The organism is Sphingobacterium sp. SGL-16 (assembly GCF_011043515.1).
GTDB lineage: Bacteria > Bacteroidota > Bacteroidia > Sphingobacteriales > Sphingobacteriaceae > Sphingobacterium > Sphingobacterium litopenaei.
Genome location: NZ_JAAKGQ010000013.1, coordinates 1 through 17,018 on the forward strand (window position 1 = coordinate 1; position 17,018 = coordinate 17,018).

General features: G+C 37.3%; 8 protein-coding genes and 3 pseudogenes. 8 read left to right on the plus strand and 3 right to left on the minus strand.

Annotated elements, in window-relative coordinates; all coding sequences use genetic code 11:
• Positions 1-9 precede the first annotated feature (9 nt).
• Positions 10-231, plus strand: a pseudogene (gene tnpA / locus G5B32_RS17655) (IS200/IS605 family transposase).
• 47 nt (positions 232-278) lie between these two features.
• Here tnpA and G5B32_RS17660 read toward each other — a convergent pair.
• From G5B32_RS17660 to G5B32_RS06530, 3 genes and pseudogenes are all read right to left on the minus strand, one after another.
• Positions 279-476 (minus strand): annotated as a pseudogene (locus tag G5B32_RS17660) (four helix bundle protein).
• Between the two features lie 45 nt (positions 477-521).
• Positions 522-2,243: a M23 family metallopeptidase gene (locus tag G5B32_RS06525; RefSeq protein WP_165290740.1), complete on the minus strand. Its 1,722-nt coding sequence runs from the start codon at positions 2,241-2,243 to the stop codon at positions 522-524.
• A 1-nt stretch (position 2,244) separates the two neighbouring features.
• Complete coding sequence (locus G5B32_RS06530) at positions 2,245-2,856, minus strand: fumarylacetoacetate hydrolase family protein (RefSeq protein ID WP_165290741.1); 612 nt, start codon at positions 2,854-2,856, stop codon at positions 2,245-2,247.
• A 357-nt stretch (positions 2,857-3,213) separates the two neighbouring features.
• Here G5B32_RS06530 and G5B32_RS17285 point away from each other — a divergent pair.
• From G5B32_RS17285 to G5B32_RS06565, 7 genes and pseudogenes are all read left to right on the plus strand, one after another.
• Positions 3,214-4,350 (plus strand): annotated as a pseudogene (locus G5B32_RS17285) (glycoside hydrolase family 76 protein).
• A 428-nt stretch (positions 4,351-4,778) separates the two neighbouring features.
• Entirely contained in the window at positions 4,779-7,793 is a 3,015-nt protein-coding gene (locus tag G5B32_RS06540; protein ID WP_165290742.1) for a SusC/RagA family TonB-linked outer membrane protein, read from the plus strand.
• Positions 7,794-7,804: 11 nt separating this feature from the next.
• The gene (locus G5B32_RS06545; protein WP_165290743.1) at positions 7,805-9,436 is read left to right on the plus strand and encodes a RagB/SusD family nutrient uptake outer membrane protein; all 1,632 of its coding nucleotides are present in this window, start codon (positions 7,805-7,807) and stop codon (positions 9,434-9,436) included.
• Between the two features lie 127 nt (positions 9,437-9,563).
• Positions 9,564-10,043 carry a gluconate 2-dehydrogenase subunit 3 family protein gene (locus G5B32_RS06550; protein ID WP_165290744.1) on the plus strand — a complete coding sequence of 160 codons (480 nt, stop codon included), beginning with the start codon at positions 9,564-9,566 and terminating at the stop codon, positions 10,041-10,043.
• Between the two features lies 1 nt (position 10,044).
• Complete coding sequence (locus tag G5B32_RS06555) at positions 10,045-11,760, plus strand: GMC oxidoreductase (RefSeq protein ID WP_165290745.1); 1,716 nt, start codon at positions 10,045-10,047, stop codon at positions 11,758-11,760.
• A 239-nt stretch (positions 11,761-11,999) separates the two neighbouring features.
• Positions 12,000-15,260: a SusC/RagA family TonB-linked outer membrane protein gene (locus tag G5B32_RS06560; protein ID WP_165290746.1), complete on the plus strand. Its 3,261-nt coding sequence runs from the start codon at positions 12,000-12,002 to the stop codon at positions 15,258-15,260.
• A 19-nt stretch (positions 15,261-15,279) separates the two neighbouring features.
• Positions 15,280-17,007, plus strand: coding sequence for a RagB/SusD family nutrient uptake outer membrane protein (locus G5B32_RS06565; RefSeq protein ID WP_165290747.1), 1,728 nt, complete (start codon positions 15,280-15,282; stop codon positions 17,005-17,007).
• Positions 17,008-17,018: the final 11 nt, after the last annotated feature.

Here is a 17,018-nt window from a genome sequence, read left to right on the forward strand (position 1 = left end):
TTAGACCACATCCATTTTCTTATTCGTTATATCCCTCGTGTTTCAATTACTTCTATTGTCCGCAAGTTAAAACAAGAATCTACTTATTACATTTGGCGTTAACCACACAGGTCATTCTTATTTAAACATTTTTGGAAAGAACATACTTTCTGGTCTAATGGTTATTTTGTTTGTTCAATAGGAGAAGCATCTCCTGATACTATTCGTGAGTATATTCTCAATCAGGGTTAGTCGCTTACATCCCACAGGCTAAAGATCTGTGGGTTTTACGCTCCGTTTTATAAAAACCTAATAAATTCTTTGGATGATTGTCTATCAAAACCTTCGGCTATATTATTTCAAATAGAAACAGTTGCTCTGCATATCTGATCTTTAAAGGAAAAATCTTTAAGATTTCTAAATGAAGAATATATAGAAATAGCAAGATTCTGTGCTTTTTGCCAAGCTAGAATGTCTTCAAATTTTTGTATTTTCATCTTGCCTTAGAGATTAAATACTGACAACTGTTAACTTGTAACTGTTTACTTTGTAAACCTCGCCTCATACACTCTCTCGTTATCTTTCCAGTCTTTAACAATCAATTTAAACATATGTTCTCCTTTCGACAATGAAGGATCAAAACGATGCCATAGATGTCTATTCTTGGAATCATATTCCATCAAAACCCATTTGTCATCGATATAGCCATTAAAGGATTGTATCCCTGAAAAATTATCCGAAATGGTAAAATCAATTTTGCTTTGTGTGGCTACATTTTTACCATTTACCAAATTTCGAGGGGTAATAGTCGGTGCTATTGTATCCACAGCTACATAGAAATTTCCGAAGTTTCTGGTGTTAACAATAACCCAACCTTTTTCAAATTTTCCGCCTTCAGCACCTCCGTCCGTAGAGGCGATAAGAGCTTTACTTTCCAAGTGTGGTGGAAGATTTGTGGGTTTGATGGACAAGGAATAAGATGAAAACAGCGGAGTTAATGTATTGTGCACTTTATGCAATGCAGAATATGCAGTGGGCAGTTGAGTAGCTTCCTCATATACAAAGTCCAAATTCTCGTATAACACGCCATTGGGAATTTCCAATTTTATGCTTTCCGTAGAAAACGTATGATTGGTATTGTATTCCAACATTTTACCTTTCAAAGGCACAGCAGCTTTTGCTGCAATTGAATTATTTGCTACTTTAAAATCTAACTCACTGCAGTTGCCAGCAACATCCTTTACCACATATTTGACGTTATAAACTTTATTTTCTGTCAACTCAATTACGCCATTATTTGTAAGCGTTTTGAATATTTCCAATGGATTTCCCGGATCTTTAAAAGACTTTTGAACTTTAGCCTTTGTCCTTTTCCAATGTGGATAATCGATATAAGAATGAATGGCACGTGTTGTGTTAAAATCCAATTCTTCGAATACAACAGAAGAAATTACTTGTCCATCTACAAAAAGTTCAATAGAATATACGCCATTTTGAAATCCTCCCGCACGGTGTCTATCAATTGTATTGATTCCTAATCCAAATTTTCCTGAAACAGGGATTGGTGTAGCTTGTGTCAAGCTATATCTTCCTGCACCAATGCTTTTTACTGCTAAGGTTTTTCTTGGTGTGAATTCATTGAATAGTTTATCATTCAGCTCATAAATCATTACACTATTTATGGTGGGATTGAACTTATCAGCAAAGCGCAATCCAAACAATTGTGGGTTCAGTGGATGCTGTGTTTTGGTATCCCGAATTTCGAAATGAAGATGAGGACCTCCAGAACCACCCGTATTTCCTGCATTACCAATGAATTGGCCTTTTGTTAATTTTACTTGGTCTGGACTAAGTGTAATATCTACATCAAATCGTTGCTGTTTGTACTGTTCTGCGCGTACGATTTGGGTCAATTGCACATTGAAAGAATCCATGTGCAGGTACGCCGTCGTATATCCGTTTGGATGGTCAATATATACTGCATTACCGCCACCGCCAATCTGTACACGCACTCTGGAAACAAAACCTTCAGCCGCAGCATGCAAAGGAAGTCCAATTTTTTGTTGTGTACGGTAATCATCGCCTCCATGAAAGTGTGTGCTACGTAACTCGGCAAACGTGCCCGAAGCATCCATAGCAATATTCAATGGATTGCGAAAATAGCCTTGCGGATAATTACGCGATGTAATTATATTCTTATTCTGTGCTTTGATGTTAAAAAGTGTACTTACCACTCCAAGCAACAGAAAACTTAATTTTTTCATATTATTTGATTTGTGTCGTGAACATCAATGTGTCCCTGATATATCCTTCGAATTTGTCCCCAATAGCAATTGGACCGACCCCCACAGGAGTACCTGTGTAGATTAAATCTCCTTTACGAAGGGTGATGAATTTCGATATATATACTATTAACGAATCAATATCGAAAATCATATCTTTCGTATTGCCTTCTTGTACAATTTCCCCATTTTTTCTCAATGAAAATTTAATTTCATTGATATTTTCAAATTCTTCTTTCGTAATTAAAGGACTAATTACAGCCGAATGATCGAAAGCTTTTGCTAGTTCCCAAGGTAATCCTTTTTCCTTGTGCTTAGCTTGAATATCTCTAGCCGTAAAATCGATCCCTAAACCTATAGCATCATAATACTTATGTGCGAATTTTTTAGAAACATGTTTTCCTTCATTGCATATCCTGAAAACCACTTCGCATTCGTAATGTACATCGGAAGAAAACTCTGGATAATAGAAATCTTTATTGTCTTTTAAAACCGCAGTGTCGGGTTTCATAAAGATAACGGGTGACTCGGGAACTGGATTATTTAACTCTTTAGCGTGATCTATGTAATTTCTACCAATGGCAATTATTTTCATCTGTTTATGTCTTTTATACAAATGTACATAAAATGATAGAAGTGATTTTTGTTTCAAAAGTGCTATGATTGCTAATTTCAATTATTACTTAATTCTTGAAAGATTATATCTGATTTTTTACAATTCAAATTTTATCACTCCAAATATCCCTAAACTAAATTATTTTATAAAGTGCTTTATTTTGGGTTGATATCGGGATTTAGGTTTTGCTAAATCGATTAAAAATCATTTAATTAGAAAATAATTATAAACAAAACTCACAGAAAAAATATTGTTATCCACTATCCCAATCCAATTGTGGTAGTGTGCACCATCTATATTATGATCAAAAAAATCTTTTTAATGCTCATTATCATTATGACCATTTCTATACACATATTGTTTGCGCAGAAAAACCGAAACCTTATTCGGGCGTCAGAAACTTTAGATTCTATATATAAATTTTTCAGCATTCCCAATAGCTATTTGTTGCGGGAACATTACTCCTTTACGGGGGATTTCAAAGCAGACTATTTGGGAGCAGGTGATAATTCTAATAAAGCAAATCCTTATGCTTATCTCTGGCCGTATTCAGGTTCTCTTTCTGCGCAGGTAGCATTTTATGAAAGCACAAGATATAAGAAAACTTTGAAGGCCATAGATAGTAAAGTGTTAAGGGGTTTAGATGAATATTTTGATAAGCGGTCGCCTGTAGGATATGCTTCATATGTTAATTCTGCACCGCAATCTGATAGGTTTTATGATGATAATGTATGGTTAGGAATTGACTTTACGGATCTTTATCTGCTTACAAAAGATAAAAAGTTCCTAAAAAAGGCGTTAGAAATATGGGAGTTTGTAGCAAGTGGAAAGGATGAGAAACTTGGAGGAGGGATCTATTGATGCGAACAAAGAAACGAGTCTAAAAACACCTGTTCGAATGCTCCAAGTGTTGTTTACTTAGCCAAATTGTATCTTGCTACCAACGATAAAAAATATTTAATAGAAGCGGAGAATTTGTACAAATGGATCCAATCTAATTTAATGGATACAAAGGATTCTCTATATTATGATAATATCAACCTCAAAGGCGTGGTAGATAAACGAAAATACGCCTATAATACCGGGCAAATGATTCAAGCAGGGGCATTGCTGCATCAGCTAACCAAAAAACAAAAATATCTTTTGGATGCCCAAAATTCTGCGAAGGGTGGTTTTGATTACTTCTTTTATGATACTAAAGAAAGCGATAACACAAATAAAGTATTAAAACAAAGTAATAATTGGTTTATAGCGGTCATGATGCGTGGGTATATGGAATTATATACTGTTGATAAAAATCCGATTTATATCCAAGAATTTCATAAAAATCTGGATTACGCATGGGAACATATGCGTGAGTGGACAGGGCTGTTTAATAAAGATTGGTCTGGAGCACAGCAAGAAAAGTCTAAATGGCTTTTGGATCAATTTGCTATAGTTGAAATGTATGCAAGATTATCAAACTTGAAATAAGATTTGTTTATATTTTCCTCTGATTCAGAATAATAGTTGAATTAAAATCCAACTTCATCATTTGGGTAGCTTATTTATAGGCTACCTTTTTTATGTGCTTCGTTACAATTATTTATACAATTCAGGTTAATTAAAATCTGTCAAAAGCAATGAACTTAATTTTTTCATAAATAGGTACCTAGCTAATGTTTAGGGCGTAAATGTTCTTAAAACTTATAAGCAACCAATCATCTTTTAGTCAATCTTTATTTAATATTTTGATTTAATATTTAAAAAATGTTTCAAATGACTTTGCTAAATCGATTAAAATGATTTAATTAGTACAAATTATAAACTAATTCTACCACTAAAATATTTGTGTCTTACATCTTATTTAAGGCATAAGTATGGCATCAACTGACGAGAACATTGACTAATTAAATTATATTATGTGGAATTCAGACAAACTTAAACTTCGGAAGGGCAGGCTTTGTGTCCTCACCTTAACCTTACTTGCTTTGAGCAATAGTTCAGTTTATGCGAATAAGCTTTCTGCTGAAGAGGTTTATTTTAATGCACTAAAACAACAATCGGTACAAGGAACAGTCGTTGACGCTTCTACGGGACAAGGAATTTCGGGGGTCACCATTAGTGTTAAAGGTTCATCCGTTTCCACGCAGACGGATGAAAAAGGAAAGTTTACCATTACAGCGAATAATGGAGCAATTTTGGTCGCTTCTTATTTAGGCTTCGAAACCGCTGAAAAGGCTGTCAGCGGGACGCAAGTGACATTTTCGTTAATTCCTATTCAATCTAATCTGGATGAAGTAGTCGTAGTAGGTTACGGTACCCAAAAGAAAAGTGAAATAACTTCTGCTGTTTCATCCGTAAAAGAGAAAGATTTCAACCAAGGTGGTATGCGTAGTCCTGTGGATCTGGTCCAAGGAAAAGTTGCGGGTTTAAATGTGACACGTACACAGGGTAGTAACCCAAATTCAGGAACAAGTATTCAATTGAGAGGTATGGCTTCTATCAAAGGAGGTAATACGCCACTGATTGTAATTGATGGTATCCCTGGAGGGAATTTAGACTTGATAAAACAAGGAGATATAGAATCAATCGATGTGTTGAAAGATGGTTCGGCTGCTGCTATTTACGGTACACGCGGAAATGGAGGGGTGATTTTGATTACAACGAAAAAAGGTAAATCTGGCGTTTCTGCTTTCGAATATTATACTTATGGACAACACGAGGCTGTAGCGCGAAGACCGCAAATGTTGTCCGCTTCCCAGTTCCGAGACCGTGTTATAAAAGATCAAAATAAACCAGATTTGGATTTAGGAGCTTCTACCGACTTATACGATGAATTAATAAACCACAATAATTTTTCGACATTTCACAATTTTGTAGGAAGCGGGGGCGGAGAAAATTCTTCTTATCGTGCTTCCATCAATTATGAAAAAGCCCAAGGTATAGCCAAACAAAACGAGAGAGACCAATTTGGCGGAAGGATTAATTTTTCCCAAACAGGCTTAGCAGATCGGTTAACCTTTACAGGGAATATTGCTGCAAATTTTAATAAAGCAGATCTTAACGGAGGAAAAACTGAATTTTTCGAACAAGCTATTCAGCGTAATCCAACAGCGCCGCTGTTCAATGATGATGGTAGTTTCTACCAAACACAAGGGTATAATAACTTCAATCCATTGGATCGTATGGCCAATCGAATTGAAGATCGTAACCAACAGACTTTTTCGGGAGATGCTCGCCTAAAGTTGCAAATTATCGATCCTTTGAGCATCAGCACATTTGCTTCCTATGTTCGGGATAATACCATTAATAGACAGTATCGTTCTATTAAGGATTGGGACCAGCGCGAAGTGTCGGACTATCAGGGTATGGCTTACGCGTGGAAGGGTAATGATCTGAATTGGGCAAAAACATTTGAAACGACCATCGACTACAATCAAACCTTTAGCGATGTACATACTATTACAGGATTATTAGGGTATAGTTATCAGTACAATACGTACGAAACATTCTCCATGTCCAATAATGGTTTTACTACGGATGCCTTTTTGGATTGGAATATGGGGTCAGGAACAGCCTTGACAAATACTAAATTGCCACGTCCAGGTATGAGTTCTTACAAAGATGACAATACTTTAATTGCCTTTTTTGGTCGTGTAAATTATAATTATGCGGATCGCTATTACCTAACAGCAATATTGAGAAGAGAGGGATCATCACGTTTTGGTACTAGTAACAAATGGGGGAATTTCCCAGCGATTTCTGCAGGTTGGAACATTACCAATGAAGAATTTTTTACTAATAAAGATCTAATCAACAACCTTAAACTGAGAGTAGGTTATGGGGTAACGGGTAATCAAGGTTTCCCGAATTACCAATCTATGGTATTGTTAGGTACTGGTGGAGTATATCCGCAGGACGGAGTTTATTATCAAACATATGGTCCGACACAAAATCCTAATCCTTTCTTAAAATGGGAACAAAAAGCGGAAACCAACGTAGGTTTGGACTTCGGATTATGGTCTAATCGTTTGACAGGTTCATTGGATGTGTATACTCGTAAAACTACGGATTTACTCAATCAATATACAGCTCAACAACCAGCATATGTGTCAGGAAGCATTTGGTATAATGTAGGTGAAGTGACCAATAAAGGGGTTGAATTGCAATTATCAGGTACACCTATTTCTAATGAAAACTTCACATGGACGGTTGATTTTGCAGGTAATTACCAAAAAAATAGATTAGTGCAAATGTCTAACGATACGTTCAAAAGTAATTGGATGACTTTTGGCGGATTGCCTTCGCCAGGTAATTTGGGTGATGCTATTCGATTAGAAGAAGGGGGAGAAATTGGTTCTTTTTATGGTAAAAGATATGCTGGAATAAATGATGAAGGTAAATGGTTATTCTACAAAGCGGATGGGTCTACAGGTACTGCAGCTGAAATGAATGAGAATGATTTAACGTATATCGGTAACGGAGTTCCTAAATATCAAGCTTCTTTAGGTAATAGATTTAATTATAAAGGATTTGATCTGACTGTGTTTTTCAGAGGAAAATTTAAATATGATATTCTGAATACACCTGATATGTATTTCGGTAATCAAAAATGGTTGCCAAATAATGTGTTGCAAAGCGCATTTGACAAACATGATGCTATTAAAGATGATCCTCAATATTCTGATTACTACCTTGAGAATGGAAGTTTTGTGAAGCTGGACAATGTGACTTTGGGTTACAATTTCAAATTTAAAACGCAATATATCCGCAATCTTTATGTGTATGTGACTGGTAGAAATATTGCTACCATCACGAGCTACACTGGCTTAGATCCCGAATTGCAAGATGTTGGATTTGATGCTGGTATCGACAGCCGTGGATTCTATCCAAGAACGAGATCATGGACATTTGGGTTAAATATTGGATTTTAAAGTAGAGTAATATGAAAAAGATAAATAAAGTTCTGTCAGCAGTTGCGGTTCTGGGTGCTGGATTATTCTTTCATTCTTGTACAGACTTGACAGAAAATGTATATAGCAGTATAAACGAAAACAGTTTTTATAACAATAAACGTGAGGTAATGCAGGCTGCATTGCGTCCATTCACACATATGCAGGCTTGGTTAGCGCCAACAGGCCAAAGTGGATATTATTACCATTCGGAATTAAGCGCCGATCAATTGGCTTGGCCTCAAAAAGGAAGACATGGTTACGACAGTGGAGATCATATTCGTCAGCATTATCATACTTGGACGAGTAATGAAAGTAGATTGAGAAACGTGTGGACATTAATGTGGGGAGGAGTAGGCTATGTCAATAATGCCATTGCCGATATAGAAAGTTTGGATGTCACGAAGGTACAAGGCTTGACAGAAGAAGAGCGTGATGTAATTGTCTCGCAGTTGAAAGTGTTAAGAGCATTTCATTATATCAAAATAATGGATTTGTGGGGGAATGTTCCCATAGCAACAAAAGTGGCCGACCCCATTAATCCAGAGACACAATCTCGATCAGAAGTATTTGATTTCATTCATCAAGAGTTAGTAGACAATGTGGAGAATTTGCCTTTAACGTCGGCTTCAAATATAGGACAAGTATCACGCGCAGCAGGATATGCCATGCTGTCAGAATTGTATTTGAATGCCCAAAAGTGGAAAGGGCAAGCGATGTGGGATGAATGTATTGCGGTTTCGGACAAGATTATTAATGGTCAGGGTGGAGGAATTGGCGGTACGCCTAAATTATCGCCTGATATTAATTCCTTATTTAGCAATACCAATTCCGCGAATCCAGAATCATTGTTTCAGTTTCAGTTTAGTAGAGAAGCAGGTTTTACATTTGATTGGGCGGGTTTCTTCTTCGGATATGATTATATGAAAGAAGTGTTGAAAGTTGGCTATGGTGGATGGAACGCATTAGTAGTTATTCCTTCAGCATTTGACGCGTATGGAGAAGAGGATTTACGTAAAAAAGACTGGTTTTTGTTTGGTCCTCAATATAAATATGGTACTACCACTCCAGTGTTAGGAACAGAAGAATACAGCGGAAAGCCATTGGTATTTGTAAATAGTATACGTCGTGAAAGTGAAGGAGATCGTACAAGTCAAGGAAGTATGACAGAGGGTGAAGAAAACTCAGGTGCAAGATTCCATAAATACAAATCGGGCACTTTGGATGATCCTAATTATTGGGAGAATGATTATATCATTTACCGTTTGACTGAGATTTATTTCAATAAGGCAGAAGCAATCATGCGCAAAAATAATGGATCTGCAAATGCGGAAGCTGTGTCACTGATTAATGAATCACGCAAAAGAGCTTTTGCGGATGATGACTGGACGGCAAACCAATATACCACAGCTACTTTAACGCTAGATGAATTATTGAAAGAAAGAGGTAGAGAATTTATTTTTGAAGGTAAGAGAAGAACGGATTTAATTCGTTTTGGAAAGTATACCACCGCTTCTTGGTGGGATCACACCCCTTCAAATGATCCTAATAGAGAATTATTCCCTGTGCCGAATAATCAACTTTCAATAAATCCGAATTTAAAACAAAATCCAGGATACGAATAGCATAAGGGCTCTGCAAATAGCAGAGCCTTTTTTATTCTACTACATTTACTTTTACGATAAGGATATGTTTTTAGCTAAATCGTTTTTAGTTAAAATTTCTTATATTAGAAATACCAATTAATTCGAAATGAAAAGAAGAACCGCAATTAAGCAACTTTTTATTCTTGCTGGAGGAATCGTAATTGCGACTTCTTGTACGGGAGATCGCCAGAAATCTTCGATAGCTCTCTCCAATGTAGATTTTTCCAAAGAGGATGAGGAACTGCTAGCAGATCTAGTCGAAGCAATTATTCCTGAAACAGATTCATCGGGTGCAAAATCCCTGAATTTACATTTGTTCGTGATGAAAATGGTCGATGATTGCCATTCACCAAAAGATCAAAAATCTTTTGTGGAAGGACTAAAAATGGCCAAAGAACTTAAAGGGAAATCGGTAAGTGAGATTCAAACCTATTTTTCCACCTTGCCAAAAGAGGATACATTTTTTGCTATTCTGAAAAATAGAACCATAATGGGCTATCAAAATTCTGAATATGTGATGAAGAACAAAGTGATTTATGAATTGGTGCCAGGTAGATACGATGGCGCAGTAAAAGTTAACAGTTAATATGGCATATCTCAATATAGATTCGCAAAAAGATAGAACATATGATGCTATTGTCATCGGTTCAGGTATAAGCGGTGGATGGTCTGCGAAAGAATTATGTGAAAAAGGTCTCAAGACATTGGTTTTGGAACGTGGGCGCGATGTGAAACACATCAAAGATTACCCTACAACCAATATGTATCCTTGGGAATTTGAGCATCGCAATGAGATGCCTTATCAGGTAAAGCAGGATAATCCCATCGTGAGCAAGTGCTACGCATTCCATGAAGATGCGGCACACTTTTTTGTTAAAGATAACGAACATCCCTATATACAAGAAAAACCTTTTGATTGGATTCGTGGCTATCAAGTCGGTGGAAAATCATTATTATGGGCAAGACAGACCCAGCGGTGGTCCGATTTTGATTTTGAGGGACCTGCACGAGATGGTTTTGCGGTAGACTGGCCAATTCGTTATGCAGATTTAAAGCCTTGGTATGATCATGTAGAACGTTTTGCTGGTATAGCCGGTGATAAAGATGGATTGCCAGAATTACCGGACGGGGAATTTTTGCCAGCCTATCCGCTGAATGTCGTAGAGAAATATTTTAAGCAAAGTGTCGAGAACAAATATCCAACACGGAAAGTTATTTCGGCACGTTGTGCTCATATTTCTAAACCGCAGCCTATTCATATCCAGCAAGGACGTACCCAATGTCAAAATAGAACCTTATGTCAGCGTGGTTGTCCTTTTGGAGGATATTTTAGTTCGAATGCTTCCACTTTACCCTGGGCAGCAAAAACTGGAAACCTGACACTAAGACCAGACTCTGTGGTTCATTCTATTTTGTATGATGAACAAAAGGGGAAAGCCGTAGGAGTAAAAGTTATTGATCGAAATACGAAGGAAGAGATTGATTTTTATGCAAAAATCATTTTTGTGAATGCAGCAGCTATTAATACCAATTTGATCTTGTTAAATTCTACATCTACCCGTTTCCCGAATGGTTTAGGCAATGATAGTGAAACGTTGGGTAAATATGTGGCTTTCCATAATTATAGTGCCCGAATATATGCTGAGTACGAGGGGTTGTTAGATTATACTGTCGAAGGTCGTAATCCAGCAGGTGGTGCTTATATTCCTCGCTTTCGGAATCTTTATAGGCAGGATGCAGACTTTTTAAGAGGTTATGCGGCTGGCTTTGGAGCTTGGCGATCTGCAAATGCAGATACTTCGGGCTTTGGAGAAGAACTTAAAAACTCTTTATTGAATCCCAAATTGGGAAATTGGGGAGTAGGTTCGCATATGATGGGCGAGACTATTCCTAAGGCTTCCAATTATGTTGCTTTGGATGCAGATAAAAAAGACGATTGGGGTATTCCTTTGCTCAAGATTTCTATTGATTATGATGAGAATGATGAGAAGATGAAAAAGGATTACTTGGACACCATGGAAGAAATGTTTACTGAGGCTGGGTTTACTAATATACGTCGCGATGACAAGTGGCAAGCGCCAGGGTTAGATATTCACGAAATGGGAGGCGTACGAATGGGGTCAGATCCCAAAACTTCAATGTTGAATAAGTGGAACCAATTGCATGCCGTTCCGAATGTGTTTGTAACAGATGGTTCGGCGATGACTTCTACTTCAACTCAAAATCCTTCACTTACCTATATGGCCTTCTCGGCCCGTACTGTTGATTTTGCAGTAAAAGAATTAAAAAAGCAAAACATTTAGTAATCAATTTTGTTGTATAGTTTGAAAGTCTATTTCATTTATTTGGAATGGACTTTTTTACTAATGCAACTTTTTTGTTACTATTATTTGCTTTAAGAAAGTAACTTTATTAACTTGAACTTGATAACCAAACAAACTACCGTTAAAACATCTTCACTATGACTTAAATTATTTCATCAACTCCGATCACGTCTTAAAAGAGACGACTACTTTATGATAACCTTTACAATCCATCTATTATGAACAAATTTCATTTTAAGAGGGAAATATTTAAACGCAAAAATATTCCTTCTAATCGCTGCATGTATATAGCTGCAGCAATGCTTATGGCCAGTCAAATGGCTTATGGTTACAATCCAACTAACCATTTTAACCATCATGTAATTAGTAAACAACAGGAAATAACTGTAAAAGGAAAAGTTGTTTCTGCTAAAGGAAATGAATCCTTGGCTGGCGTTACCGTCAGAGTTTTGGGATCTACCAAAGCCACTTCCACCAATCAAAATGGCGATTTTGAGATTAAAGCCAACATTAATGAGGTGATTGAATTCACGTATATTGGCCATATCACAAAAACATTAACCGTCACTTCCGCATCCTCAAATGTTCAAATTGAACTGGAAGAAGACGGAACAAGCTTGGAAGAAGTAGTAGTTACAGGTTACGGTACGCAACGTAAAAAGGACTTAACGGGTTCGGTGGCGATTGTGGATGTAGAATTATTGAAATCTCAACCCGCAGCTACAGCTGTAGAAGCACTGCAAGGTAAAGCAACTGGTGTGCAGATTGTAAATGATGGTGCTCCAGGTTCTACACCTCAAATCAAAATTCGTGGATATTCTACTATTAACAATAATGAGCCTCTATATATTATTGACGGTGTTCCTTTCGAAGGAAAATTAAGCTGGCTAAACCAAAATGATATAGAATCCATGCAAGTATTGAAAGATGCTTCAGCGGCATCTATATATGGAGCTAGAGCAAATAATGGGGTGGTCATCATTACTACTAGATCAGGGAAGGCTGGCAAAGCTCAAATTTCTTTGGATGCTTATGCAGGTGTACAAGCTCCTCAGAGGGATAGATTTCCGAAAATGTTGACACCTCAACAGAATTTGGATATGCAAAACCGTATTAACGGTACTAATAATACCTTACCAGAATATCTTATTGCGGGTCAAATATATGGTAATGATATCACTCCTGCTGATGCTGAGATGTCAAAGTACAATTATTCGAGAGATTTTGCGACTTTTTATCAAATTACAAAAGCGAATAGAGAAGGAACTGATTGGTTTAGAGAAGTTACACAAAATGCGCCAACACAATCTTATCAGTTAGCGGCCACAGGAGGAAGTGATAACGCGACATACGCGATGTCAGGAGGATTTTTAGATCAACAAGGTACAATAATCCATTCTAACTTTCAACGTTACAATGTGCGTACAAATACACAGTTTAAAGCTTTTGACGGCAAGTTGCGCTTTGGAGAGAATATGCAATATAGCTACACACGGGGTGTTGGAATGGGGGTAAATCCCAATACTGCAGGTGGATATATGGCAGATGAATCAGTAATTGCTTGGTCTTTCCGTATACAAAATATAGTTCCTGTATATGATGAAGGAGGAAATTTTGCTGGTACACGGGGTGGATATGGTAATGGACAAAACCCTGTAGCTTGGGCCTACCGTGCCAAAGATGATGTCAATAAGAGCAATTTCTTCTTCGGGAATATATTCGGTGAATTTGATATTCTTGAAGGATTAACCTATCGTACAAGCTTTGGTTTGCGGTATGAAAATTACAATGGTATTGATATTACCTATCCGAATCCTGAGTTTGGGGAAGGATCGATGAATAATGCTTTGAGCGAATATTTCGGCTATGGTTCGGAATGGACATGGACAAATACTGTCAACTGGCGTAAACAATTTGATTTACATAATTTAAATATTTTGGCGGGTACAGAAGCTATTAGTAGCCGCAGCAGAGATTTGTCGGGTAGCAGAAATAACTTCTTTCTACTGAATAGTTTGGACTATTTTTATTTAAACTCCGGTACTTCCAATTTTGGTAATGCCAGTTCTGGTGGAGTAGGGTCGATGTTTTCGATTTTTGGAAAAATAGATTATAGTTACAATGACCGCTATATCTTAAGTGCGACCTTGCGTAGAGACGGATCTTCCAATTTTGGTCCAGAGAATAAATATGGCTTATTCCCAGGTATTTCAGGAGCATGGCGTGTTTCCAGTGAAGAGTTCATGCATGATGTAACTTGGATTACGGATTTGAAGTTGAGAGCAGGGTATGGGGTTACAGGTAATCAACGTATTCCATCCTATAACTACATGAATCGTTATGCGAGTTCTATTACTCAATCTTCATATCCTATCGGCGGTACCGTGCAAAGTGGACTTTGGCAGAGCGATTATGCCAATGAAGATGTTAAATGGGAACAAGTTAAAGCATTGAATCTGGGGATTGATTTCACCATCTTAAATGGTGATTTGGATGGTGCTATCGAATATTATGATAAGAAAACAGAAGACATGCTGTTCCGTGTTCCTTTGCCTGCAATTTCTGTCGGTAGAGCATCTTCTCCTTATGTGAATATTGGTAATATGCGCAATCACGGGGTTGAGCTTGCCTTGGGTTATCATTATGGTCATAGGCAACAGAAAGATTTCACCTTAGATTTAACAGGAACATTCTCCAAAAATATTAACGAGGTAATAGCGTTAGCTCCTTCAGTTTCCCAACAGATATATGGTAATTTCAGAAGTATATCGACGACTATATTGAAACCGGGTGAGTCCTTTGGATCCTTTTATGGTTATAATGTGCTCGGGGTGTACAAAGATGCAGCCGATGTAAGCAATTCGGCCAATTATGCCGATGGAAAAGCACGACCAGGCGGTCTAAAATATGAGGATATTAATAATGATGGTGTGATCAATGATCAAGATAGAACGGTCATTGGTAATCCTCATCCTGATTTTGTTTATTCATTAGGTGTAAATGCTGCTTATAAAAATTGGGATTTTGCTATGTTTTTCTATGGTTCTCAGGGTAATGATGTATTTGATATGACGCGATATTTTACAGACTTTTCCGTTTTCTCGGGATCTAAAAGTGCGCGTTTATTGGATGCTTGGACACCTGATAATCCAAATACTAGTATGCCTTCACTTATCGCTGGTGGATCAGAAACAGAATATGCAACATCAAGTTATTTTGTTCAAGACGCCAGCTTCCTAAAACTTAAAAATTTGCAAATAGGGTACAGTCTGCCTGTACAAAAAGTATTTGGAAATAGCACTGCGATTAGCAAGTTGCGTATGTATTTGGGTATGACGAATTTATTTACAATCACCAAGTATGATGGGTTAGATCCTGAAGTGACGGCTACACCTTCCGATTACCCGGCTATTGGTGTGGATTTAGGTGTATATCCGCAATCACGTCAGTTCTTATTTGGATTGAGTTTAGGTTTTTAATTTTTGAAATTTTGATGTTATGAAAATACGATTAATATATATAGCCTCTTTAGCCATTGGGCTATTACTAAATAGTTGCGGAAAGGATTTTTTGGATAAAACTCCGCAGGGACAATTGGGCGAAGGACAAATCTTAAATGGTGAAGGGATTGAAGCTGTATTACTTGGAGCTTACAGTATTATGAATGGTAATGTAAGTGGCTCTTGGGGTAATTATGCTGCTGCTCCTAGCCAGTGGGTATTCGGTGAAATTACATCTGATAATGCTCACAAAGGGTCGGAAGAATCAGATCAGCCAAATATGAATCTGATTGAGAAGATGAATCCAAATCCAGCAAATGATAATTTGACGACGATGTGGCAGGTATATTACGAAGGCGTGTTACGTTCCAATACCACTTTAAATGTTTTAAAGCAAGATCAAGAGGGAAATAAGGAAATTTCAGCGACGCGTGCTACCGAAATTCAAGCAGAAGCACGAATGCTACGTGGTCACTACTATTTTTTTATGTGGCGTGTCTTCAGAAATCTGCCTTGGATTGATGAGAATACCACATTGGAAGAATCCAAAACGAAACCTAATGATGAGGATATCTATGAAAAAATCATCGAAGATGTAAAATTTGCGGCAGAGAATCTTCCTCTTACAAAAATCAATGGGGAAGCGGGAAGAATGGATAAAAGCATCGCCAAGGCTTATCTTGGAAAATTGTATTTATATCAAAAAAAATATGATTTGGCATTACCGTTATTTCGAGATGTCCTTGCTGGTAAAGATTTAACTGCTATGCCTTTTGAAGATAATTTTGACGTAGAAAAAGAGGATGGTCCTGAGGCTTTATTAGTTTCCAAACATGCTATAAATCCGAATGGTTCGGCAGACAATGCCAATGTAGGTGATATGCTTAGTGGTATTTATGCTGCTCCGGTGAGCTGTTGCGGTTTTTATCAGCCAACTATTGACTTGGTAAATGCATATAAAGTAGATGCTAATGGCCTACCTTATTTGGATGGAGAGTATAGAAACAATCCATATAAATCAGATTACGGACTTACTGCTGCCCAAAAAGCAAGTTATCAATTGGATGTTACACTACGTGTAGACCCGCGATTGGATTATACAGTGGGAAGAAGAGGTGTGCCTTTTTTGGACTACGGAGTAATGCCGGGAGATCCTTGGATTCGCAAATCAGAAGGATATGAGCAACCTGACGCAGGACCATTTGTGGGTATGAAAACAATGATTAAACAAAGTCAATTTGCAAGTCATGCTGTGGCTGGAGAGAATTATATCACAGGTTTAGATGTAAATATTATGCGTTTGGCAGATGTTTATTTGATGGCTGCAGAATGTGCTGTAGAATTGAATGATTTGACAGCAGCGCTAACATATGTCAATGCGGTACGCAATCGTGCGGCTAAACTTCCTGCAAAAACAGTAAATGGTCAACCTGTAGCAAATTATCAAGTAAAACCTTATCCATCGTTCCCAAGTCAAGATTACGCGCGTAAAGCAGTAAGGATGGAGCGTAGGTTAGAGTTAGCAATGGAAGGTCATCGATTTTTTGACTTAGTGCGTTGGGGGGTAGCGAAAAATGTTTTAGAAAGTTATTCTTCTTTTGAAGGAAATTATATTCCTTTCTTTAGAGGATTAGTTTTCAGACCACAAAACGATTACTTTCCAATTCCACAAACAGAAATCGATCGAAGTGGAGGAACTTTAAAACAAAATCAAGGATACAATTAATAGGTAAAATA